This window comes from Pseudomonas sp. 01L34, assembly GCF_056400265.1.
The window spans coordinates 444,582-468,690 of the sequence record NZ_JBFTSX010000006.1; the positions used below are offsets into that span (position 1 = coordinate 444,582).

19 protein-coding genes are annotated in these 24,109 nt (G+C 60.1%); 14 read left to right on the plus strand and 5 right to left on the minus strand.

What is annotated here, in order from left to right; translation table 11 throughout:
- Positions 1 to 114: 114 nt before the first annotated feature.
- The 9 genes from rpsF (at position 115) to AC1DQM_RS21020 (ending at position 13,387) form a co-directional block, all read left to right on the plus strand.
- On the plus strand, positions 115 to 537 hold the full coding sequence (rpsF, locus tag AC1DQM_RS20980) for a 30S ribosomal protein S6 (protein WP_007939579.1): 423 nt from the start codon (positions 115 to 117) through the stop codon (positions 535 to 537).
- A 28-nt stretch (positions 538 to 565) separates the two neighbouring features.
- Complete coding sequence (gene rpsR, locus AC1DQM_RS20985) at positions 566 to 796, plus strand: 30S ribosomal protein S18 (protein WP_002551829.1); 231 nt, start codon at positions 566 to 568, stop codon at positions 794 to 796.
- A 36-nt stretch (positions 797 to 832) separates the two neighbouring features.
- Positions 833 to 1,726: a YybS family protein gene (locus AC1DQM_RS20990; RefSeq protein ID WP_019582207.1), complete on the plus strand. Its 894-nt coding sequence runs from the start codon at positions 833 to 835 to the stop codon at positions 1,724 to 1,726.
- Positions 1,727 to 1,745: 19 nt separating this feature from the next.
- Positions 1,746 to 2,192 (plus strand): 50S ribosomal protein L9, encoded by a 447-nt coding sequence (rplI, locus tag AC1DQM_RS20995; RefSeq protein WP_007939577.1) that lies wholly within the window; start codon positions 1,746 to 1,748, stop codon positions 2,190 to 2,192.
- Between the two features lie 136 nt (positions 2,193 to 2,328).
- On the plus strand, positions 2,329 to 3,726 hold the full coding sequence (gene dnaB, locus AC1DQM_RS21000; protein WP_019650685.1) for a replicative DNA helicase: 1,398 nt from the start codon (positions 2,329 to 2,331) through the stop codon (positions 3,724 to 3,726).
- Positions 3,727 to 3,997: 271 nt separating this feature from the next.
- Positions 3,998 to 6,301 carry a YgiQ family radical SAM protein gene (locus AC1DQM_RS21005; RefSeq protein WP_026286605.1) on the plus strand — a complete coding sequence of 768 codons (2,304 nt, stop codon included), beginning with the start codon at positions 3,998 to 4,000 and terminating at the stop codon, positions 6,299 to 6,301.
- Between the two features lie 345 nt (positions 6,302 to 6,646).
- A complete protein-coding gene (locus tag AC1DQM_RS21010) occupies positions 6,647 to 9,922 on the plus strand; it encodes a transglutaminase family protein (protein WP_477746787.1) in 3,276 nt (1,091 codons plus the stop codon).
- An 88-nt stretch (positions 9,923 to 10,010) separates the two neighbouring features.
- On the plus strand, positions 10,011 to 12,497 hold the full coding sequence (locus AC1DQM_RS21015; protein WP_204123902.1) for a circularly permuted type 2 ATP-grasp protein: 2,487 nt from the start codon (positions 10,011 to 10,013) through the stop codon (positions 12,495 to 12,497).
- Positions 12,497 to 13,387: a transglutaminase family protein gene (locus tag AC1DQM_RS21020; RefSeq protein WP_477746788.1), complete on the plus strand. Its 891-nt coding sequence runs from the start codon at positions 12,497 to 12,499 to the stop codon at positions 13,385 to 13,387. Before AC1DQM_RS21015 ends, AC1DQM_RS21020 begins: the two co-directional genes overlap by 1 nt.
- Positions 13,388 to 13,516: 129 nt before the next feature.
- Here AC1DQM_RS21020 and AC1DQM_RS21025 read toward each other — a convergent pair whose 3' ends face one another.
- Together AC1DQM_RS21025 and AC1DQM_RS21030 are read right to left on the minus strand one after the other, a co-directional pair.
- Positions 13,517 to 13,708 carry a hypothetical protein gene (locus AC1DQM_RS21025; RefSeq protein WP_018928487.1) on the minus strand — a complete coding sequence of 64 codons (192 nt, stop codon included), beginning with the start codon at positions 13,706 to 13,708 and terminating at the stop codon, positions 13,517 to 13,519.
- Positions 13,709 to 13,776: 68 nt separating this feature from the next.
- The gene (locus AC1DQM_RS21030) at positions 13,777 to 14,364 is read right to left on the minus strand and encodes an LOG family protein (protein WP_018928486.1); all 588 of its coding nucleotides are present in this window, start codon (positions 14,362 to 14,364) and stop codon (positions 13,777 to 13,779) included.
- A gap of 345 nt (positions 14,365 to 14,709) precedes the next feature.
- Between AC1DQM_RS21030 and azu the strand changes: the two genes are divergently transcribed.
- Positions 14,710 to 15,156 (plus strand): azurin, encoded by a 447-nt coding sequence (azu, locus tag AC1DQM_RS21035; RefSeq protein WP_064616027.1) that lies wholly within the window; start codon positions 14,710 to 14,712, stop codon positions 15,154 to 15,156.
- Positions 15,157 to 15,227: 71 nt separating this feature from the next.
- On the opposite strand, the gene nadE is transcribed toward azu, so the two are convergent.
- From nadE to AC1DQM_RS21050, 3 genes are all read right to left on the minus strand, one after another.
- On the minus strand, positions 15,228 to 16,055 hold the full coding sequence (gene nadE / locus AC1DQM_RS21040) for an ammonia-dependent NAD(+) synthetase (protein WP_018928484.1): 828 nt from the start codon (positions 16,053 to 16,055) through the stop codon (positions 15,228 to 15,230).
- Between the two features lie 4 nt (positions 16,056 to 16,059).
- The gene (gene pncB / locus AC1DQM_RS21045) at positions 16,060 to 17,286 is read right to left on the minus strand and encodes a nicotinate phosphoribosyltransferase (protein WP_019650677.1); all 1,227 of its coding nucleotides are present in this window, start codon (positions 17,284 to 17,286) and stop codon (positions 16,060 to 16,062) included.
- Positions 17,287 to 17,556: 270 nt separating this feature from the next.
- Positions 17,557 to 18,468 (minus strand): LysR family transcriptional regulator, encoded by a 912-nt coding sequence (locus tag AC1DQM_RS21050; RefSeq protein ID WP_305410956.1) that lies wholly within the window; start codon positions 18,466 to 18,468, stop codon positions 17,557 to 17,559.
- 187 nt (positions 18,469 to 18,655) lie between these two features.
- Here AC1DQM_RS21050 and amaB point away from each other — a divergent pair, with 187 nt between their 5' ends.
- The 4 genes from amaB (at position 18,656) to AC1DQM_RS21070 (ending at position 24,107) form a co-directional block, all read left to right on the plus strand.
- Positions 18,656 to 20,146, plus strand: coding sequence for an L-piperidine-6-carboxylate dehydrogenase (gene amaB, locus AC1DQM_RS21055; protein ID WP_477746789.1), 1,491 nt, complete (start codon positions 18,656 to 18,658; stop codon positions 20,144 to 20,146).
- A gap of 94 nt (positions 20,147 to 20,240) precedes the next feature.
- The gene (gene amaA / locus AC1DQM_RS21060; protein ID WP_477746790.1) at positions 20,241 to 21,524 is read left to right on the plus strand and encodes an L-pipecolate oxidase; all 1,284 of its coding nucleotides are present in this window, start codon (positions 20,241 to 20,243) and stop codon (positions 21,522 to 21,524) included.
- A 363-nt stretch (positions 21,525 to 21,887) separates the two neighbouring features.
- Entirely contained in the window at positions 21,888 to 23,021 is a 1,134-nt protein-coding gene (locus AC1DQM_RS21065; protein WP_018928479.1) for a branched-chain amino acid ABC transporter substrate-binding protein, read from the plus strand.
- A 171-nt stretch (positions 23,022 to 23,192) separates the two neighbouring features.
- Positions 23,193 to 24,107, plus strand: a complete 915-nt coding sequence (locus AC1DQM_RS21070; RefSeq protein ID WP_007939055.1) for an ABC transporter permease subunit — start codon at positions 23,193 to 23,195, stop codon at positions 24,105 to 24,107.
- Positions 24,108 to 24,109: the final 2 nt, after the last annotated feature.

A 24,109-nucleotide genomic window follows, 5' to 3' on the forward strand; every position in this document is an offset into this window, starting at 1 on the left:
CCCCTTGCTGTGACGGCAGGCACGCATGTGTCTATCGCAAGCAAGTCCATAAGTGTCATTCACTCCTTGTCTGACCGCTTTTGAGCGGCAGGCTACAACCCGTAAGGAGCATTCATGCGTCATTACGAAATCATCTTTTTGGTCCACCCGGATCAAAGCGAGCAAGTCGGCGGCATGGTTGAGCGTTACACCAAGCTGATCGAAGAAGACGGCGGCAAAATCCACCGTCTGGAAGATTGGGGCCGTCGTCAACTGGCCTACGCAATCAACAATGTTCACAAGGCTCACTACGTGATGCTGAACGTTGAGTGCACTGGCAAGGCCCTGGCCGAGCTGGAAGACAACTTCCGCTACAACGATGCAGTGATCCGTAACCTGGTCATCCGTCGCGAAGAAGCCGTTACCGGCCAATCCGAGATGCTCAAGGCTGAAGAAAACCGCAGTGAGCGCCGTGAGCGTCGCGACCGTCCTGAGCACTCCGACGCTGAAGGCGTTGACAGTGATGACAGCGACAACAGCGATAACGCTGACGAGTAATCCACGGACCTTTTGAGGAGCCTATTACATGGCACGTTTCTTCCGTCGTCGTAAATTCTGCCGCTTCACCGCTGAAGACGTGAAAGAGATCGATTACAAAGATCTCAACACTCTGAAAGCTTACGTATCCGAGACCGGCAAAATCGTTCCAAGCCGCATCACCGGTACCAAAGCACGTTATCAGCGTCAGCTGGCCACCGCTATCAAGCGCGCCCGCTTCCTGGCCCTGCTGGCCTACACCGACAGCCACGGCCGCTGAGACCGGGCAGTCGACACGTAGCAAAGGATTGAATGCATGCGCGCCTTAGCTGAGTTCATCATGCGCGGCCGTATGCAGGCCACTCTGGTAGTGGCCGGATGCGCAACATTGCCGTTGTTGTATTGGTTGGGTGCTGCCGCTGGATGCCTTGTGCTCCTGCGGCGCGGATTGAAGGACGCCGTTGGCGTACTTGCTCTGGGACTGCTGCCGGCGTTGATCTGGTGGCTTTTCTTCGATGATCCACGGGCACTTCTGGTGCTGCTGGGGTCTTCGAGCCTTGCGTTGGTTTTGCGCGCAAGCGAGTCCTGGAACCGCGTGCTGCTGGTCAGCATAGCGATGGGGTTGGTGTTTTCAGTGGTGCTGGGGGCGGCTTTTGCGCCCCAGATCGAGATGCTGGCGCAGGCTTTGATAAAAGTCATGCCGTCGCTACTCGGTGAGGTCTACCAGCAATTGTCGGTAGACGAGCAAGCGCGCTTTGCGTCCCTGATTGCACCGGTCCTGACCGGCCTGATTGCGGCCTTGTTGCAAATCGTCAGTGTGCTGAGCCTGATTGTCGGGCGCTACTGGCAGGCGTTGTTGTACAACCCGGGTGGTTTTGGTCGCGAGTTTCGCGCCATCCGAATCCCGCTGGGACCGGCGATGTTGCTGCTGGCGTTAATGCTTCTGGGGCCAAATCTTGGCCCGCAGATGGCCATGTTGACGCCGTTGTGCAGCGTACCGCTGGTGTTCGCCGGGCTGGCCCTGATTCACGGGCTGGTGGCGCAAAAGCGACTGGCCAAGTTCTGGCTGGTGGGGTTGTACGTCACGCTGTTGCTGTTCATGCAGCTGATCTATCCGTTGCTGGTGGTTCTGGCCATCGTCGACAGCCTGATTGATTTTCGCGGTCGTTCGGCACCGAAAGATGCCGATAGCGCGAACGGTGAAGGTTAAAAGTTAAGAGGATTTTCACATGCAACTGATCCTTCTGGAAAAAGTCACCAACCTGGGCAACCTGGGTGACAAAGTGAACGTTAAGGCTGGTTACGGTCGTAACTACCTGCTGCCATACGGCAAAGCTACCGCTGCGACCCCAGCCAACCTGGCTGCGTTCGAAGAGCGTCGCGCTGAGCTGGAAAAAGCCGCAGCAGACCGTAAAGCATCGGCTGAAAGCCGCGCCGCCCAACTGGCTGAGCTGGAAGTGACTATCACTGCCACCGCCGGTGACGAAGGCAAGCTGTTCGGTTCGATCGGCACCCACGACATCGCTGATGCACTGACCGCCTCTGGCGTTGAAGTTGCAAAAAGCGAAGTTCGTCTGCCGAACGGCACTATCCGCAACGTAGGCGAATTCGACGTAGCCGTGCACCTGCACGCCGAAGTTGAAGCCACCGTACGCGTTGTCGTGGTAGCAGCTTAAGCAGCACTTGTCGGCTGGCACCCTCGGGTGCTTGCCGGTAACATCGGGCACGATCCTGTTTACAGGTCGTGCCCTTTGTCTTTCTGCAGTTCCTGATTTTCACAACCTCTGCTTCTCCTGAATAAACCAAGTGGCCATGAACGATATCTCCGCTCCCGAGCAATACGATCTGCAAACCGCTGCCCTGAAGGTGCCGCCGCATTCCATCGAGGCCGAACAGGCCGTGCTCGGTGGGTTGATGCTGGACAACAACGCCTGGGAACGCGTGCTCGATCAAGTCTCCGACGGCGATTTCTATCGGCATGACCACCGCCTGATCTTCCGTGCCATCGCCAAACTGGCGGACCAGAACCAGCCAATCGACGTCGTGACCCTGGCCGAGCAATTGGACAAGGAAGGTCAGACGTCCCAGGTCGGCGGTCTCGGTTACCTTGGCGAACTGGCAAAAAACACGCCGTCCGTCGCCAACATCAAGGCCTATGCCCAGATCGTTCGCGAGCGGGCAACCCTGCGCCAGTTGATCGGCATCAGTACCGAAATCGCCGACAGCGCTTTCAATCCTGAAGGCCGCACCGCCGCCGAGATTCTCGACGAGGCCGAACGGCAGATCTTCCAGATTGCCGAGGCTCGTCCGAAAACCGGCGGTCCGGTCAGCGTCAACGACCTGCTGACCAAGGCCATCGACCGCATCGATACCTTGTTCAACACCGACAACTCGATCACCGGCCTGTCCACCGGTTACACCGACCTCGACGAGAAGACCAGTGGCCTGCAACCGGCCGACCTGATCATCGTCGCCGGCCGTCCGTCCATGGGTAAAACCACCTTTGCGATGAACCTGGTGGAAAACGCCGTGCTGCGCAGCGAGAAGGCTGTCCTGGTTTACTCCCTCGAGATGCCAGGCGAATCGCTGATCATGCGTATGCTGTCGTCCCTCGGTCGTATCGACCAGACCAAGGTCCGGGCCGGTCGCCTGGAAGACGACGACTGGCCACGCCTGACGTCGGCGGTCAACCTGCTCAATGATCGCAAGTTGTTCATCGACGACACGGCGGGTATCAGCCCCTCGGAAATGCGCGCCCGGACCCGTCGTCTGGTGCGTGAGCACGGTGAGATCGGTCTGATCATGATCGACTACCTGCAACTGATGCAGATCCCGGGGTCCAGTGGTGACAACCGGACCAACGAGATTTCCGAGATCTCCCGGTCCCTGAAAGCCCTGGCCAAGGAATTCAACTGCCCGGTGGTGGCACTGTCCCAGCTCAACCGTTCCCTGGAACAACGCCCGAACAAGCGCCCGGTGAACTCCGACTTGCGGGAATCGGGAGCGATCGAGCAGGACGCCGACGTGATCATGTTCGTTTACCGGGACGAGGTGTATCACCCGGAAACCGAACACAAAGGCATTGCCGAAATCATCATCGGCAAGCAGCGTAACGGCCCGATCGGCTTTATTCGCCTGGCCTTCATCGGCAAATACACCCGATTTGAAAACCTGGCGCCGGGTAGCTACAACTTCGACGACGATGAATAACTGTGGCGAGGGCTTCTGTGGTGAGGGGGCTTGCCCCCGTTCGGCTGCGAAGCAGTCGTAAATTCTGAATACACAGTCTCGCCAAATGAATGCTGGGGCCGCTTCGCAGCCCAGCGGGGGCAAGCCCCCTCGCCACAAGGGTTATATGTAGCCCCGGGATTTTTGCGAAAACAGCTCCACCGATTTCCGACCATAGCCGTCGGAATTGGTCAAAATTTGTGCTATATTCCGCGCCCGCGAAATTCAATGAAAGCCAACACCGGTTATCGACATGCAAGCAGCCAAGCCGTTATTTGACTATCCCAAGTACTGGGCCGAATGTTTCGGGCCAGCGCCATTCCTGCCCATGAGCAGGGAGGAGATGGATCAGCTCGGCTGGGATTCCTGCGACATCATCATCGTCACCGGTGATGCCTACGTCGACCATCCGTCGTTCGGCATGGCGATCATCGGCCGGCTGCTGGAGGCCCAGGGCTTCCGCGTCGGGATCATCGCGCAGCCGAACTGGCAGTCCAAAGACGACTTCATGAAGCTCGGCGAGCCGAACCTGTTTTTCGGTGTCGCGGCCGGCAACATGGACTCGATGATCAACCGCTACACCGCCGACAAGAAAATCCGTTCCGACGACGCCTATACCCCCGGTGGCCTGGCAGGCAAACGTCCGGACCGCGCGAGCCTGGTTTACAGCCAGCGCTGCAAGGAAGCCTACAAGCACGTGCCGATTGTGCTCGGCGGCATCGAAGCTTCCCTGCGCCGCATCGCTCACTACGATTACTGGCAGGATCGGGTGCGTAACTCGATCCTGATCGACGCCTGCGCCGACATCCTGCTCTACGGCAACGCCGAGCGTGCGATCGTCGAAGTCGCCCAGCGCCTGTCCTACGGCCACAAGATCGAAGACATCACCGATGTGCGCGGCACCGCGTTCATCCGCCGTGATACGCCGCAAGGCTGGTACGAAGTCGATTCCACGCGCATCGACCGTCCGGGCAAGATCGACAAGATCATCAACCCGTACGTCAACACCCAGGACACCGCCGCCTGCGCCATCGAGCAGGAAAAGGGGCCGGTTGAAGACCCTGGCGAGGCTAAGGTCGTACAGATCCTGGCCAGCCCGAAAATGACTCGCGACAAGACCGTCATTCGTCTGCCGTCGGTTGAAAAAGTCCGTGGCGATGCGGTGCTTTACGCTCACGCCAACCGCGTGCTGCACCTGGAAACCAATCCGGGCAACGCCCGCGCTCTGGTGCAAAAGCACGGCGAGGTAGACGTCTGGTTCAACCCGCCGCCGATTCCGATGACCACCGAAGAAATGGACTACGTGTTCGGCATGCCTTACGCGCGCGTTCCGCACCCGGCGTACGGCAAGGAAAAGATCCCGGCCTACGAGATGATCCGTTTCTCGGTGAACATCATGCGTGGCTGCTTCGGCGGCTGCACCTTCTGCTCGATCACCGAGCACGAAGGCCGGATCATCCAGAACCGTTCCGAAGAGTCGATCATTCGCGAAATCGAAGAGATCCGCGACAAGGTTCCGGGTTTCACCGGCGTCATTTCCGACCTCGGCGGCCCGACCGCGAACATGTACCGCATCGCCTGCAAGACCCCGGAAATCGAATCCGCGTGCCGCAAGCCTTCATGCGTGTTCCCAGGCATTTGCCCGAACCTCAACACCGATCACTCGTCGCTGATCCAGCTCTATCGCAGCGCCCGGGCCTTGCCGGGCGTGAAGAAGATCCTGATCGCCTCCGGCCTGCGCTACGACCTCGCGGTCGAGTCGCCGGAGTACGTCAAGGAGCTGGTGACCCACCACGTCGGTGGTTACCTGAAGATCGCCCCGGAACACACCGAGGAAGGTCCGCTCAACCAGATGATGAAACCGGGCATCGGCAGCTATGACAAGTTCAAGCGCATGTTCGAGAAGTACACCAAGGAAGCCGGGAAAGAGCAGTACCTGATTCCGTACTTCATCGCCGCTCACCCGGGCACCACCGACGAAGACATGATGAATCTGGCCCTGTGGCTCAAGGGCAACGGTTTCCGTGCCGACCAGGTGCAGGCGTTCTACCCGTCGCCGATGGCCACCGCCACCGCGATGTACCACTCGGGCAAGAACCCGCTGCGCAAGGTCACTTACAAGAGTGACGGCGTGACCATCGTCAAGAGCGAAGAGCAGCGTCGCCTGCACAAAGCGTTCTTGCGTTATCACGACCCGAAAGGCTGGCCGATGCTGCGTGAAGCGCTGACCCGCATGGGCCGCGCCGACCTGATCGGGCCGGGCAAGAACCAGTTGATCCCGTTGCATCAGCCCGCGACCGATAGCTACCAGAGCGCCCGTCGCAAGAACTCGACGCCGGCTGGCAGCCACAAAGTGGCCAAGGAAACGACCACCAAGATCCTGACCCAGCACACCGGCCTGCCACCGCGTGCCAGCGATGGCGGCAACCCGTGGGACAAGCGTGAACAGGCCAAGGCGGCGGCATTCGCCCGCAACCAGCAGGCAGCCAAGGAGCGCAAGGACGCGGCTAAAGGCAAGGGGCCGAAGCCTGCGCGCAAGCCGGTCGTGCCGCGCTAAACGTCGCTTGAGCTGAACAGAACGCCAACCTCCGGGTTGGCGTTCTGCGTTTCAGGAACAACGAATCTCATTGTGGCGAGGGAGCTTGCTCCCGTTCGGCTGCGAAGCAGTCGTCAGCTTTTTAGGGCCGCTGCACGCCCCAGCGGGAGCAAGCTCCCTCACCACAGAGACCGCGTACATTCACGTCCTCGCCACATTTGCGTGCAACTGCGCCAAACCAATTTTCCGCATCGCCCGATTTTGGTGCTGTACTGCCTCAAGCAATTGGAGAAAGCGCCAACGCCGCTGGGCTGGCATAAGTCTTGCGCGCTTTCCTATAAGTTTAAGGCTCGCAGGAGGCACGCCGTGTCGATTCATGTCGCATTGCATCACGTCACGCATTACTGCTACGACCGCGCCGTCGAGCTCGGTCCGCAGATCGTTCGCCTGCGCCCGGCTGCCCACAGCCGCACGCGGATACTGTCCTATGCGCTGAAAGTCTCGCCCGAGCAGCATTTCATCAACTGGCAACAAGACCCTCAGGGCAATTACCTGGCGCGGTTGGTGTTCCCGGAGAAAACCGATGAACTGAGGATCGAGGTCGACCTGCTGGCCGAGATGGCGGTCTTCAATCCCTTCGACTTCTTCCTCGAGCCCTACGCCGAGAAGATCCCTTTCGCCTATGCAGCGGACGAGCGCAAAGAGCTGGCGCCGTACCTGGAAACCTTGCCCCTGACGCCGACATTCAAGGCCTATCTGGACGGCATCGACCGCACGCCGCTGCCCAGCGTGGATTTCCTCGTCGCACTCAACCAGCGCCTGAGCGAAGACATCGGTTACCTGATTCGTATGGAGCCGGGCGTACAGACTCCGGAATACACCCTTGAACAGGCCTCCGGCTCCTGCCGCGACTCGGCGTGGTTGCTGGTGCAATTGCTGCGCAACCTTGGCCTGGCGGCACGATTCGTCTCCGGTTACCTGATCCAGCTGACTGCCGATGTCAAAAGCCTCGACGGTCCCTCGGGCACCGAAGTGGATTTCACTGACCTGCATGCCTGGTGCGAAGTCTATTTGCCCGGTGCCGGCTGGATCGGCCTGGACGCAACCTCAGGGTTGTTTGCCGGTGAAGGACACATTCCGTTGGCGTGCAGCCCCGACCCATCCTCTGCGGCACCGATCAGTGGTTTGGTGGAACCGTGCGAGTGCGAATTCACCCACGAAATGTCGGTCGAGCGGATTTGGGAAGCGCCAAGGGTTACCAAACCCTACACCGAAGACCAATGGCTGGCGATTCAGGCATTGGGCCGGCAGATCGATGCTGATTTGCTCGAAGGTGACGTGCGCCTGACCATGGGCGGCGAGCCGACGTTCGTTTCCATTGATGACCCGGACGGCGCCGAGTGGAACACCGCCGCGCTCGGGCCAGACAAGCGTCGGCTGTCAGCCGAACTGTTCCAGCGCATGCGCAAGCATTACGCGCCCAAGGGCCTGGTACATTTCGGTCAAGGCAAGTGGTACCCCGGCGAGCAACTGCCGCGCTGGTCGCTGAACTGCTATTGGCGCCGCGATGGCGTGCCGATCTGGCATAACAGCGCGCTGATTGCCGACGAGCGGGAAGATTACGGTGCCGATGGCGAACTGGCCGGGCGTTTCCTGGCGAGTGTCGCCGAACGCTTGAAGATTCCGACACGCTTCGTGTTCCCGGCCTACGAAGACAATTTCTATTACCTCTGGCGCGAAGGAACGTTGCCGCAGAACGTCAGCGCCGAAGACTCACGCCTGGAAGAACCTCTGGAGCGTGCGCGCCTGCGCAAAGTCTTCAGCCAAGGCCTGGACAAGGTCATCGGTCAGGTCCTGCCGCTGGCGCGCACCGCCAAGGGCGATCAATGGCAGAGCGGTCGCTGGTACCTGCGCGAAGAACACTGCCGACTGGTACCGGGGGATTCGCCACTGGGTTATCGCTTGCCGCTCGGCTCGCAGCCTTGGGTGAAAGCCGCGGAGTACCCGTTCATTCACCCCACGGACCCGAATCAGGACTTCCCTGAGCTGCCGGGTACCGACCAGCTACGGAATCACGCTCAACCGAAAACGGCTGACGAACGTGTGCCCGAGATCGACCAGTCCGCCGACTGGCTGACCCGCACCGCGTTCTGCGCCGAAGCACGTGAAGGTCGGTTGTACCTGTTCATGCCGCCACTGGAGCGGGTCGAGGACTACCTGGAACTGGTCGCCGCCATCGAAGCCACCGCCGAGGAACTGCATTGCCCGGTATTGCTGGAAGGCTATGAACCGCCGAGCGATCCGCGTCTGAGCAACTTTCGCATTACCCCGGATCCGGGCGTGATCGAGGTCAACGTCCAGCCGTCCGCTACCTGGGACGAGTTGGTGGAACGTACCGAGTTTCTTTACGAAGAGGCGCGCCAGACCCGGCTGACCACCGAGAAATTCATGATCGACGGCCGGCACACCGGCACCGGCGGCGGTAACCATTTCGTCCTGGGGGGCGCGACCCCGGCTGACTCACCGTTTCTGCGCCGTCCCGACCTGCTGCGCAGCCTGATCAGCTACTGGCATAACCACCCGTCCTTGTCCTACCTGTTTTCCGGGCTGTTCATCGGCCCGACATCCCAGGCACCGCGGGTGGACGAAGCGCGCAACGATTCGCTGTATGAACTGGAAATCGCCTTCGCCCAGATGCCGGAGCCGGGCGAAGAATGCCCACCATGGCTGGTGGATCGCTTGTTGCGCAATTTGCTGATCGACGTGACCGGCAACACCCACCGCGCCGAGTTCTGCATCGACAAACTCTATTCACCGGACGGCGCCACCGGACGCCTTGGCTTGCTGGAACTGCGAGCCTTTGAAATGCCGCCCCATGCGCGCATGAGCCTGGCTCAGCAGTTGTTGTTGCGGGCGCTGGTGGCGCGGTTCTGGCGCGAGCCTTATGCACCGCCGAAACTGGCGCGCTGGGGCACCGAACTGCACGACCGGTTCTTGCTGCCGCACTTTATCGAGCAAGATTTCGCCGATGTGATCGTCGACCTGAATGCCGCCGGTTATCCGGTGCAGGCAGAGTGGTTCGCGGCGCATCTGGAGTTCCGTTTTCCCAAGGTCGGCGACTACGCCGTCAGCGGCATCGAATTGGAATTGCGTCAGGCGCTGGAGCCCTGGCATGTGTTGGGCGAAGAGGGCAGCGCGGGCGGTACGGTGCGTTATGTGGATTCGTCCCTGGAACGTTTGCAGGTCAAGCTGACGGGGTTGCCGCCGCAACGTTATCTGCTGACCTGCAATGGCATCCCGGTGCCGTTGCAACCTACCGGTCGGGTCGGCGAGTTCGTCGCCGGTGTACGTTTCCGTGCCTGGCAACCGTACAACTGTCTGCAACCGACTATCCCGGTCCACGCACCGCTGGTGTTCGACTTGCTCGACACCTGGATGGGGCGTTCGCTGGGTGGTTGTCAGTACCACGTCGCCCATCCGGGCGGGCGCAACTACGACAGCCTGCCGGTGAACGCCAATGAAGCCGAGAGCCGGCGGATGGCGCGTTTCTTCCGCATCGGACACACGCCTGGGAAACTTCCTGTACCGAAACTGGAAATCAACGACGAGCTGCCGATGACACTCGATTTGCGACGCTTTTAAACCGTACGCGACGCTCGGATTTTTCGTCTATCCGGGCGTCATGAGCCTGCGTTAGTCTGACCGTTCTTTGCTGTCTGACGAGCTTTCCATGCCTGACCTGCTTGACCGCTACCCGTTGACTGCGGGCACCTATCACGAACTGCTCGACAACAGCGGCGCCGTGCGCCCGCACTGGCGGCGGCTGTTCGATCAATTGCAACGCAGCACGCCAGCGCAACTGGTGCAGCGTCAGGCGCTGCTGACCCGGCAGATTCAGGAAAACGGCGTGACCTACAACGTCTACGCCGACCCCAAGGGCGCTGATCGGCCATGGGAGCTGGATTTGTTGCCTCATGTGATTGCAGCCGATGAGTGGCAGCAGCTTTCGGCCGGGATCGCTCAACGGGCGCGTTTGCTCAATGCTGTGCTGGCGGACCTGTACGGTCCTCAACGCTTGATCGCCGAAGGCCTGCTGCCGGCTGAACTGGTGTTCGGTCATAACAACTTCCTCTGGCCTTGCCAGGGCATCGCACCGCCCGACGGGGCCTTTCTGCATCTGTATGCCGTGGATTTGGCGCGCACGCCTGACGGTCGCTGGTGGGTGACCGCCGACCGGACTCAAGCACCATCCGGTGCCGGTTACGCCCTGGAAAACCGCACCATCGTGTCCCGGGCCTTCCCCGAGTTGTATCGCGACTTGAAGGTGCGGCACCTGGCCGGGTTCTTCCGCACACTTCAGGAAACACTCGCCCGGCAGGCGCCGAGCGACGATGAAGCGCCGCTGGTGGTCCTGCTGACACCGGGGCGTTTCAACGAAAGCTATTTCGAGCACTTGTACCTGGCTCGTCAGCTCGGTTATCCACTGGTGGAGGGCGGTGATCTGACCGTGCGCGATGCCACGGTCTATCTGAAAACCTTGAGCGGGTTGCGCCGGGTTCACGCGATCATGCGTCGGCTCGACGATGATTTCTGCGACCCGCTGGAGCTGCGCACCGACTCGGCCCTTGGCGTGCCGGGGCTGCTCGAAGCGGTGCGTCAGGGCCGGGTGCTGGTGGCCAACGCCCTCGGCAGCGGTGTGCTGGAGTCGCCGGGTTTGCTGGGCTTCCTGCCGAAAATCAATCAATTCCTGTTCGGTGAAGAGTTGATCCTGCCGTCCATCGCAACCTGGTGGTGCGGCGAAGCGCCGGTGCTGGCCCAGGCCCTGGAAAAACTGCCGGAACTGTTGATCAAGCCGGCGTTTCCGTCGCAGAGCTTTGCACCGGTGTTTGGGCGTGATTTGAGTGAAAAACAGCGCCAGGCTCTGGCCGAGCGCATGCAGGCACGGCCTTATGCCTATGTTGCGCAAGAATTGGCGCAACTGTCCCAGGCGCCGATCTGGCAGGCCGAAGGCGGACAGTTGCAACCGCGAGCCATCGGCATGCGCGTGTATGCGGTGGCCAGTCGGGAGGGTTATCGAGTGCTGCCCGGTGGCTTGACCCGGGTTGCCGCCGAGGCCGATGCCGAAGCGGTGTCGATGCAACGCGGTGGCGCGAGCAAAGACACCTGGGTGTTGGGCGATCGCCCACCCAGCGGCGAACAATGGAAAGCCCAGCGCAACATTGGCGTTCACGATCTGGTGCGCCGTGATCCGTATCTGCCATCGCGGGTGGTCGAGAACCTGTTCTGGTTCGGCCGTTATTGCGAGCGCTGCGATGACAGCGCGCGGCTGCTGCGGGTCATGCTCGCGCGCTATGTCGATGGCGATGACCCGCAAGCCCTGGAGGCGGCGGTCGATCTCGGTGAACGCCTGAATCTGTTGCCGGAGGAGGGTGAGTTGCCGGAACGATTGCTGGCGGCGCTGCTCGGCGATGATTGGCCGTTCAGCCTGCGTTCCAATCTGCAGCGTTTGCAGTGGGCGGCGTCGCAAGTACGCGGCAAGCTCTCGCGAGAGAACTGGCAAGCGCTGGTGGAGTTGCAGCGCGAGGCCATGGAGCTGGAAACCGAAGAGCCGGATTTCGGCGAGTTGCTGGACTTCCTCAACCGGTTGGTAATGTCGCTGGCGGCGCTGTCCGGCTTTGCCCTCGACGACATGACACGGGACGAAGGCTGGCGTTTCCTGATGATCGGTCGGCGGATCGAACGGCTGCAATTTCTCAGCGGCAGTCTGGCGGCGTTTTTGCGCGGTGCCGGGGCTTTCGATCAGGCCGGGCTGGAATGGCTGCTGGAACTGGGTAACAGCAGCATCACCTACCGCTCGCGGTACCTGGCGGTGGCGCAATTGATCCCGGTGCTCGACCTGTTGCTGCTCGATGAACAAAACCCGCACGCGGTGCTGTTCCAGTTGAAACTGGTGACCCGTACGTTGAAGCGCTTGAATGACGACTTCGGCGCGCCGCGCGAAACAGGTCTGCTGCAGTTGGTGGAGCGGCTGGCGCACTTCGATCTGGGCTGCCTGGAGAACTCGCTGTTCGGCGAGGCCAGTGTTCATGCCGCCGTAGAGGGGCTGGCGGATCTGCTGCAAGAGATTGCCGATGCCAGCGGACAGGTGTCGGATCGCCTGGCCTTGCGCCATTTCGCCCATGTCGATGATGTCAGCCAGCGCACGGTGTCCGTCTGATGAGTGCCCATTACCAGATCTTCCACGACACCCATTATCACTACGACAGCCCGGTGTCCCTGGCCCAGCAACTGGCACATTTGTGGCCGCGGGCCTGTGCCTGGCAGCGCTGCACCGAGCAGCAGTTGCAGATCAGTCCCCAGCCGACTTCACGCCGGGATGAGCTGGATGTGTTCGGCAATCCGCTGACCCGGTTGGCGTTCGAGCGCCCCCACGATGAATTGCTGGTCAACGCTCGGCTCACCGTCGAAGTGCTGGAACGGCCGTCGTTGGACTTCAATCAATCGCCGGCCTGGGAAGCGACCTGCAACGCGCTGACCTACAGCGGTCAGCCACTCTCGCCTGCGTTGCTGGAAGCCTGCCGTTACCGCTTCGAATCGCCCTACGTGCATTTGAAACGCAGTTTCGTCGAGTTCTCCGAAAGTTGCTTTCCTGCTGGCCGGCCATTGCTGCTGGGGGCTCAAGCGTTGATGGAGAAGATCTTCAGCGAGTTCACCTTCGACGCCGAGGCGACCCAAGTGGCGACGCCGTTGGTGGAAGTGCTGGAGAGGCGTCGTGGGGTTTGCCAGGACTTCGCGCATTTGATGCTCGCTTGCCTGCGCTCCCGTGGGTTGGCGGCGCGGTACATCAGTGGCTATCTGCTGACACAGCCCCCACCGGGCCAGCCAAGGCTGATCGGCGCCGATGCATCGCATGCATGGGTATCGGTGTTTTGCCCGGTGTTGGGTTGGGTGGATTTTGACCCGACCAACAATGTGCAACCGGCGCTGGAGCACATCACCCTGGCCTGGGGCCGGGACTTTTCCGATGTGTCGCCGTTGCGCGGGGTGATTCTGGGCGGTGGCAGCCATGATCCCGAAGTTCGGGTGACAGTGATGCCATTGGAATAGCGCAGACCCCATGCGGGAATGTGTTTTTTGGAGGAGGGTTTCAAATTGGCCTGTGAGGGCCAGCAACATCGTTGCTGACCCTGGACACAGATCCGGTGGGCCTGATCAGATCATCGGGCCCTGAGGGTCTCAGGCGTCGGGCGCCTGATCTTTCGGTGCTTCAACATCATCTTCTGCCGCCACTTCACCTTCTGCATCCGGGTTCAGTGCTGCTGCTTCTTCTTCAGCTGTAGCTTTCTTGCGCTGAAGCTTTTCCTCTTTCTTCTGCTCCTTGGCCAAGTCTCTCTGACGTTTGGCGAAGGAATAATTAGGTTTAGCCATGGGCGATCCTCTGGGGTCGAAGGTGAGGTTGAGCGGCGCATATTCTGCCCTGTATCGGCACCGAGCCGTTAGCTGGGTTTTTGCTCGGTCCATTTTGGCGGTACCGAGGGTTGCCAGGCGTCCAGTGCATCGAGCAGGGTTTGCGGTGATTCGCTCATTTGCAGCATGTCACGGTGCTGCCCGCGAACGAAGCCTTCGCCGACGATATGATCGAGAAAAGACGTCAACTTGCTGTAGAAACCGTTCACTTCCAGCAAACCCAGCGGTTTGCCGTGATAACCGAGCTGGCCCCAGGTCCAGACTTCGAACAGCTCTTCCAGCGTGCCCAGACCGCCGGGCAGGGCAATGAAGGCATCGCTGAGCTCGGCCATTCGCGCCTTGCGCGCATGCATGCCGTCGACCACTTCCAGGCGGGTCAGGCCACTGTGGCCGATTTCCTTGTCCTTGAGGCTCTGCGGAATGATCCCGATCACTTCGCCGCCGGCCGCCAGTGCGGCATCTGCCACAATTCCCATCAGCCCGACGGCGCCCCCGCCATAGACCAGGGTCAGCTTGCGCTCGGCCAATGCTCGCCCCAGGGCGACAGCCGCCTCACGATAAGCCGGATTGGTGCCGGTGCTGGCACCGCAAAATACACAAACGGACGTTAAAGACATGCCTTGCTCCATGGTCAATCAGGACCACAGAGTAAAGGCAGGCTCGTATCGTTCCAAGGGTTAAACCGCGCGTTCAGGTGTTTCGTAAGTGCCACTGGCGCCACAGGCGTAGGCGGCCAACAAACTGCTCAACAAGCTGCTGAAAGACATGACAGGCGCTCCAGGTGAGTAATGATGGCCCTGATGATAGGGCCGTCCCAGACGTCTGGCTGGTAGATTGTTTCGATGGGTGTCATAGCCCGAAAGTTGTATACAATTTTTGATTCAGGTCATAGGAACTTGCGAAGATTTCAGGCAGTCTTCTGTCCATTCGCACTTTCGTTAACCCTGCCTTGGAGATTCACCATGTTTGCCAAACTTGTTGCGGTATCCCTGCTGACACTGGCCAGCAGCCAATTGATGGCTGCCGAGTGCAAAACGACCATCGACTCCACCGATCAGATGTCCTTCAACACCAAGGCCATTGAAATCGACAAAAGCTGCAAGACCTTCACCGTTGAACTGACCCACTCCGGCAGCCTGCCGAAAAACGTCATGGGCCATAACCTGGTGATCAGCAAAGAGGCTGACATGCAGCCGATCGCCACCGACGGCCTGTCGGCTGGCATCGACAAGAATTACCTGAAAGAAGGTGATACCCGTGTCATCGCTCACACCAAAGTCATCGGCGCTGGCGAAAAGGACTCTCTGACCATCGATGTGTCGAAGCTCAATGCAGCCGAAAAATACGGCTTCTTCTGCTCGTTCCCGGGCCACATCTCGATGATGAAAGGCACGGTTACACTGAAGTAATCGATTCAAACGCATAAAAAAAGCGTCCACCCGGGACGCTTTTTTTGTGCTCATTTCTACAGGGGACAGAATCAAGGCGCGAACGGCATCACACGCTTGTGATGTGTTTTCTTGTACGTATCACAAATGATCTTGAACGCTTCCTCGCGCACCGGTTCGCCGTGCAGGAAGGCGTCGATCTCGGCGTAGGTCACGCCGTGGGATGCTTCGTCCGGTTTGCCCGGCGACAGGTCTTCGAGGTCGGCGGTCGGGATTTTCTCCACCAGCGACTCTGGCGCGCCGAAGCTGCGGGCAATTGCCCGGACCTGGTTTTTCACCAGGCCGCTCAGCGGTGCGAGGTCGCAGGCGCCGTCACCGAACTTGGTGAAGAAACCCATCACGGCTTCTGCCGCGTGGTCGGTGCCGATCACCAGGCCATGAGCCGCACCGGCGATGGTGTATTGCGCGACCATGCGCATCCGCGCCTTGGTATTGCCCAATACGAAATCCACCCAGACGGCCTCTTTGCCTTCGAAGGCTGCCACTTCGCCGGCCAGGGATTTGACTGCGGGGCCGATGTTCACCGTGTGGCGTTCGTCCGGGGCGATGAAGTCCACCGAGGCCTGGGCATCGTGTTCATCGAACTGCGTCTGGTACGGCAGGCGCACGGCGATGAACTTGTAGCTGTTATCACCGGTACGCTCACGCAGTTCACGGATGGCGCGTTGGGCCAGTAGGCCGGCGGTCAGGGAATCGACGCCGCCGCTGATACCGAGCACCAGGGTCTTGAGCCCGGAATTGACCAGGCAATCCTGAATGAAGGTGATTCGCCGGGCGACTTCAGCCTCAAGGGCGAGTTGATCCACGAACGGCGGTTGGACCTTGAGCTGTTCAGCAATCTCACGCTGTACGGCTTGCATGAATTCACTCCTTGCTTGATGTACTGGAAAGGGTGGCAGGTACTTGGAAAACGTGTCGCAAATAGGCGACGAAATTCGGGTCTTTGCAGTGAGTCTTGCCAGGCTCATCAGAAATCTTGGCCACCGGTTGGCCGTTGCATGCAGTCATTTTAAGCACGATGCTCATCGGTTCGACACCCGGAATATCGCAGGTCAGGTTAGTGCCGATGCCGAAACTGACATTGATCCGACCACGTAACGCCCGAAAAATCTCCAGAGACTTGGGCAACGTCAGGCTGTCGGAAAACACCAGGGTCTTGCTCATCGGGTCGATGCCCAGCTTGTGGTAGTGGGCGATGGCCTTTTCCGCCCAGAGCACCGGGTCACCGGAGTCGTGACGCAAGCCGTCGAAGAGCTTGGCAAAGAACAGGTCGAAATCGCCGAGAAACGCATCGGAAGTGATGCAGTCGGTCAGGGCGATCCCCAGCAGGCCACGGTACTCTCGGACCCAGCAGTCGAGGGCGGCGATCTGGCTGTCGATCAACCGCGGACCGAGTTGCTGGTGGGCCATGATCCATTCGTGGGCCATGGTGCCCAGCGGCTTCATATCCAGCTCGCGGGACAGGTGCACGTTGCTGGTGCCGACGAAACGACCAGGGAAGTCGTGCTTGAGCACGTTTACCACTTCTTCCTGCACGCGATACGAGAAGCGCCGGCGAGTGCCGAAATCGGCTACCTGCAACTCGGACAATTCATCGGTGCTGGCGTTGGCGGTCAACCAGTCGAACTTGCGATAGAGCTGCTCACGGGCCTGTTCCAGGACGATTTCCCGGTAGCGATAGCGGTTGCGCACTTCGCTGACCATGGCCAGCAACGGCACTTCGAACAGAATCACGTGCAGCCACGGCCCGCGCAGGCGGATGAACAACTCGCCGTTTTCAATGCCGGTGTGGATATAGCGCAGATTGAAACGGAACAGCCCGAGAAAGCGCAGGAAGTCCGGTTTCAGGAAGCTGATGCGCTCCAGGAAGCTCAACTGATCGGCGCTCAGGCTCAACTCGGCCAGGCGCTCGATCTGGAAACGGATCTCTGCCAGGTACGGGCGCAGATCCTCGCTGTTACGGCAACGAAACTCCCATTCGACTTCCACGTTAGGGTAGTTGTGCAGCACCGCCTGCATCATCGTCAGTTTGTAGAAGTCGGTGTCGAGCAGGTTCTGCACGATGCGATCGGCAAACACACTCTCGCTCATAACGGGTCTCCAGGCGGGTCGCGGCCCGTGGCAGCGACGTTGCAGCTGTTTCAATGAATGGGGCTAGTGGCGCATATCAGCGGTGAGGATTGCCAGCAATTTTTTAGACGCTAGAGATTTCCGTGGCGAGGGGGCTTGTCCCCGTTCGGCTGCGCAGCGGTCGTAAATTCGGTATGCACGATCTGTCTTAGGGGCCGCGATTGCAGGTTTTGGGGTCGCTACGCGACCCAACGGGGGCAAGCCCCCTCGCCACAGAGGTCGCGTGATATTTCAACTTTGCGGTGCATTCGGATTGTCCATCTGCTCCAGCATCCACTTCACAAAATCCCGCACCTTGGGCACTTCTGCCGAATGCTCCGGATACGCCAGGTAATAGGCGTCGGTGCTGGGCATTGCATGCTGCCAGGGAATGACCAACTTGCCGTCGGCCAATTCCTCTTCCACCAGAAACTTCGGCAACAGCGCCACGCCGCAGCCGACCTGGGCGGCGCGGATGCACATATAGAACGTTTCGAAACGCGGGCCGTGGTAGCTGTGTTCGGTGTGGTAGCCCTGGCTGTCGAACCAGTCGTGCCAGGCCTGGGGGCGGGAAGCGTTTTGCAGCAGGACCAGGTCGGTGAGTTGGGTCGGATCGGTGAACGGCGTGTCCGGCAGACTGCCCGGGGCACACACAGGAACAAGCTCTTCGCCGAACAGCTTCAGGCATTCGGTGCCGGGCCGTGAGCCCTGGCCGAAGTAGAACGCCAGGTCGCTGCGACCTTGCAGCAGGTCGTCGGCTTCCTGTTCGCTGCACAGGTCCAGATGGATTGACGGATGACGTAGGCGCCAGCCTTTCAAGCGTGGCACCAGCCAGCGCGCGCCGAAGGTCGGAGGCGTGGAGACGCGCAAGACTTCGGTGTCTCCGCCGTAGGAGCGCAGGTAATGGGTCGACATTTCGACTTGGGTGAGGATTTTTCGCACCTCCACCAAATACAAATCGCCAGCGGGGGTCATTTGCAGGCGTCGGCGCACCCGGCGGAACAACAGGTGCTGCAACAACTCTTCGAGTTGCGCGACCTGTTTGCTCACGGCGCTCTGGGTCAGGTTCAGCTCTTCGGCGGCGCGGGTGAAGCTCAAATGCCGGGTCACGGCCTCGAAACACTGCAGCGCAGTGATCGATGGCAAGTAGCGTTTATTCAGCATCGGTTCTCCTTGTTCTTGTCTCTCTACGTGGCACGCGTGTTACCGGCAGATTCGCAGCATGAATAAACGGAATGATATCTCGCTTAATCGTCGTTTGTTGGAGAACCTCGGGAGCGCTAAAACTACAGGTCAGATCAGTCGAATCAATCCGGCTGCACGTTTTCTGTTTCTGCTCGAGGAGTGACCCATGGTTGCCGCATTGCTTGATCGTCTTGGTGTGAACCCGGCTCTGTACCAGAACGGCAAAGTGCCGGTGCATTCGCCCATCGACGGTAGTCGGATTGCCGCCGTGAACTGGGAAGGCGCCGCTGAAGTCGAGCAGCACATCAGTCGCGCAGATCATGCGTTCGAATTGTGGCGCAAGGTGCCGGCGCCGCGCCGTGGCGAACTGGTTCGTCAATTGGGCGACATCCTGCGCGAGTACAAGGCCGATCTCGGTGAGCTGGTTTCCTGGGAAGCCGGCAAGATCACTCAGGAAGGCCTGGGTGAAGTTCAGGAAATGATCGACATCTGCGACTTCGCGGTCGGTCTGTCCCGTCAGTTGTACGGTTTGACCATCGCCTCCGAGCGCCCTGGCCACCACATGCGCGAAACCTGGCACCCGCTGGGCATCGTCGGCGTGATCAGCGCGTTCAACTTCCCGGTCGCCGTCTGGGCCTGGAACGCGACGCTGGCGCTGGTGTGCGGCAACCCGGTGATCTGGAAGCCGTCGGAGAAAACCCCGCTGACCGCGCTGGCCTGTCAGGCGCTGTTCGACCGTGTCCTGAAGAACTTCAGCGACGCCCCGCCGCACCTGAGCCAAGTGATCATCGGTGGTCGCGATGCAGGCGAAGCCCTGGTCGATGACCCGCGTGTCGCGCTGATCAGCGCTACCGGCAGCACCCGCATGGGCCGCGAAGTGGCGCCGAAAATCGCCGCACGTTTCGCCCGTAGCATTCTGGAACTGGGCGGTAATAACGCGATGATCCTCGGCCCAAGTGCCGATCTGGACATGGCCGTACGGGCGATTCTGTTTAGCGCCGTCGGCACTGCCGGTCAGCGTTGCACCACCTTGCGTCGCCTGATTGCCCACGAATCGGTGAAGGAAGAAATCGTCACCCGCCTGAAAGCCGCTTACTCCAAAGTGCGCATCGGCCATCCGCTGGAAGGCAACCTGGTCGGGCCGCTGATCGACAAACACAGCTTCGACAACATGCAGGACGCGCTGGAGCAAGCCTTGAGCGAAGGCGGCCGGGTGTTTGGTGGCCAGCGTCAGCTGGAAGACAAATTCCCCAACGCTTACTACGTTTCGCCAGCCATCGTCGAAATGCCGGAACAGAGCGATGTGGTGCGCGACGAAACCTTCGCGCCGATTCTGTACGTGATCGGTTACACCGATTTCGAAGAGGCATTGCGCCTGAACAACGCCGTGCCACAAGGCCTGTCGTCGTGCATCTTCACCACCGACGTGCGTGAAGCCGAGCGGTTCATGTCGGCGGTGGGCAGCGATTGCGGCATCGCCAACGTCAACATCGGCCCGAGCGGCGCGGAAATCGGCGGCGCGTTCGGCGGCGAGAAGGAAACGGGCGGCGGTCGTGAGTCGGGGTCCGATGCATGGCGCGGGTACATGCGCCGCCAGACCAACACCGTGAACTATTCGCTGGAGTTGCCGTTGGCTCAGGGGATTACGTTCGATTAAGCAGCAAGCTACAAGCTGTTGATCGATCGTTCCCACGCTCTGCGTGGGAACGATCGATGGTGTGTTGGTTAGGTTTCATTTTCGGAGTCTGGCAATGCCGTTACGCGAAGAGTGTCTGTGGGAAAAACTGACGCCGCAAAGGCCCGACAATGCGGCGCTCAAGGGTGAGGTGACGGTGGATGTCTGCGTCATCGGTGCCGGTTTCACCGGGCTGTCGGCGGCGGTGCATCTGCTGGAGCAAGGCAAAAGTGTCTGTGTGCTGGAAGCGCATCGCGCCGGCCATGGCGGTTCGGGGCGTAACGTCGGGCTGGTCAACGCCGGGATGTGGATTCCTCCGGACGAAATCGAAGCCGGTTTTGGCAAGGCGGTCGGCAGTCAGCTCAACCGTATGCTCGGAGCGGCGCCGTCGCTGGTGTTCAGCCTCGTCGACAAATACAACATCGATTGCCAGTTGCGCCGCGAAGGCACGCTGCACATGGCGCACAACGCGCGTGGCGAGGCGGACCTGCGCAGTCGCGAAGAACAATGGAAACGTCGTGGGGCACCGGTGGAATTGTTGACCGGAGCTGCCTGCGAACAAGCCACGGGCACCCGGAAGATCGCCGCCGCGCTGCTCGACCGGCGTGCCGGCACGATCAACCCGATGGCCTACACCACGGGGCTGGCCAACGCGGCTATCGGCCTTGGCGGTCAGTTGTTCGATCATTCCCCGGTGACCCGACTCGAACGTCAGGGCCAGCGCTGGTCGGTGCAGACCGTCCAGGGTTCGGTGCTGGCCGAACAGGTGGTGATCGCCTCCAATGCCTATACCGAAGGCGACTGGACGGAGCTGCGTCGCAACTTCTTCCCCGGTTATTACTATCAAGTGGCTTCGGTGCCGCTGACCGAAGACGCCGCGCAGCAAATTCTGCCCGGTGGTCAGGGTTCCTGGGACACCCGGCAAGTGCTCAGCAGCATCCGTCGTGATGCCGAGGGGCGGTTGTTGCTCGGCAGTCTCGGCAATGGCAACCAGAAACCGACCTGGTTCCTCAAAGCCTGGGCCGATCGGGTTCAGCAGCATTACTTCCCCTACCTGAAACCGGTGGAATGGGAATGCACCTGGACCGGTTGCATCGCCTTCACCCCCGATCATTTGATGCGCCTGTTCGAGCCGGCACCGGGTCTGGTGGCCGTTACTGGTTACAACGGTCGAGGCGTGACCACCGGCACAGTGGTCGGCAAAGCCTTCGCCGACTACTTGTGTAACGGAAATCCTCAAGCCCTGCCGATTCCCTTCGCACCCATGCAGCCATTGGCGGGCGTGGGGCTGCGAAGCTGCCTGTATGAGGCCGGTTTTTCGCTGTATCACGCGGGCCAGTGCCTGCGGATCGTGATCTGATTGTTGAAATATGTTGCTGGAAGCAGCGCTTTTCAGCGAAGCGGCTAGCCTGTAATGGTGCGGGTTGTAGCAGTTGTGCACCGGCAGTGTGCAGTTCGGTGACGCGGGCTGTTACAGGCAGGTTGCACATCGTTTGGCGCTGCGGTTGCAATGATGGCGCATGCGGGTTGCGCCTTTTGAAATAAATGGTTTCACCTCCCGCGGTTTAGACGGTTGCACGCCCAATGAAAATGGGATCGAAACAGTCGAAATAACAAGAAAGCAGCGACTTTTTTCAGAATAAAAAACCGATGGCACGGCCCTTGCTCTGAGCATTCAGTGAAGTCGCAGTGCCAACTAAAAAAAACCTTGGAGCACCACCTCATGTCCCAGACGTTTTACAAGAAAGGCTTTCTGGCCCTCGCAGTGGCAGCTGCGTTGGGTGTTTCTGCGTTTGCACAGGCTGATGTGAAAATCGGTGTGGCCGGCCCTATGACAGGCGCCAACGCGGCATTTGGCGAGCAGTACATGAAGGGTGCACAGGCAGCCGCTGATGCGGTCAACGCCGCCGGCGGTGTCAACGGGGAAAAAATCGTACTGGTCAAAGGCGATGACGCCTGCGAGCCGAAGCAGGCTGTGACGGTCGCCAAAGACCTGACTGAAAAGAAAGTCGTTGGTGTGGTAGGTCACTTCTGCTCCTCGTCGACCATCCCTGCCTCCGAGATCTACGATGAAGCCGGCATCATCACGATCACCCCAGGTTCCACCAACCCCAAGGTGACCGAGCGCGGCCTGAGTGCCATGTTCCGCATGTGCGGGCGTGACGACCAGCAAGGTATCGTGGCTGGCGACTATATCGTCGACGTGCTCAAGGGCAAGAAAGTCGCCGTGCTGCACGACAAGGACACCTATGGCCAAGGCTTGGCAGATGCCACCAAGGCTCAACTGATCAAGCGCGGCGTAACGCCAGTACTGTATGAAGGCCTGACTCGCGGCGAGAAAGACTTCAGCGCCGTCGTCACCAAGATCCGTGCGGCCGGTGCCGACGTGGTCTACTTCGGCGGCTTGCACCCGGAAGCCGGTCCACTGGTTCGGCAACTGCGTGAACAGGGCCTCAAAGACGTCAAGTTCATGTCCGATGACGGCATCGTGACTGACGAACTGGTGACCACCGCCGGTGGCCCACAGAACGTTGATGGCGTACTGATGACCTTCGGCGCCGACCCACGTCTGCTGCCAGACAGCAAGACCGTGGTAGACGCCTTCCGCAAGGCCGGCACCGAACCTGAAGGCTACACCCTGTACGCCTACGCTTCGGTCCAGACCCTGGCCGCAGCGTTCAATGGCGCCAAATCCAACAAGGGCGAGGACGCTGCCAAATGGCTGAAAGCCAACCCGGTCAAGACCGTCATGGGCGAGAAGACCTGGGACAGCAAGGGCGACCTGAAAGTCTCCGACTACGTGGTTTACAAGTGGGACAAGGACGGCAAATACCACCAGCTGGAAAAACAGAAGTGATATGAGCGGTTGATCTGCCCGGCGCCTTGCGCGCCGGGCAGTCCTGAAACATGTCCGTGCAGTACCTGTCTTTTCTCGTAGAGCTGCACACAACCGAGTTGCGCCGGCGGCTGAACCCCGGTCCGTCGCACCCGGCTTCTGTGCAGTCTCTCAAGTGCGTGAGATTGCGTTATGGATGGTATTTTCCTGCAGCAACTGGTCAACGGCCTGACCCTCGGGTCGGTCTATGGCCTGATCGCCATCGGCTACACAATGGTCTATGGCATCATCGGCATGATCAACTTCGCCCATGGCGAGGTTTACATGATCTCTGCGTACCTCGCGGCGATCAGTCTGGCTCTGCTGGCTTACTTCGGTATTGAATCCTTCCCGCTGCTGATGCTCGGCACCCTGGTTTTCACCATCATCGTCACCGCGGTGTATGGCTGGGTCATTGAGCGTGTCGCTTACAAACCGCTGCGCAACTCCACCCGACTGGCACCGCTGATCAGCGCCATCGGTATTTCCCTGATCTTGCAAAATTATGCACAGATCAGTCAGGGTGCCCGTCAACAGGGTGTACCAACACTGCTGACCGGTGCATGGCGAGTTGAAGTCGGGAGCGGCTTCGTTCAACTCACCTACACCAAAATCTTCATTCTGGTTGCCGCATTCGTCGGCATGGGCTTGCTGACCTATGTCATCAAGTACACCAAACTCGGCCGCATGTGCCGCGCCACCCAGCAAGACCGCAAGATGGCTTCGATCCTGGGGATCAACACCGATCGGGTGATTTCCTACGTGTTCATCATCGGTGCGGCGATGGCGGCCCTGGCCGGTGTGCTGATCACCATGAACTACGGCACGTTCGACTTCTACGCAGGCTTCGTCATCGGGATCAAGGCGTTCACCGCGGCAGTGCTCGGCGGGATCGGCTCACTGCCCGGCGCCATGCTGGGGGGGATCATTCTCGGGATCTCCGAGTCGCTGTTCTCGGGGCTGGTCAACTCGGATTACAAAGACGTTTTCAGCTTCTCGCTGCTCGTTCTTGTTCTGGTCTTTCGGCCTCAAGGCCTGCTTGGCCGTCCTCTTGTGTCGAAGGTGTAAGC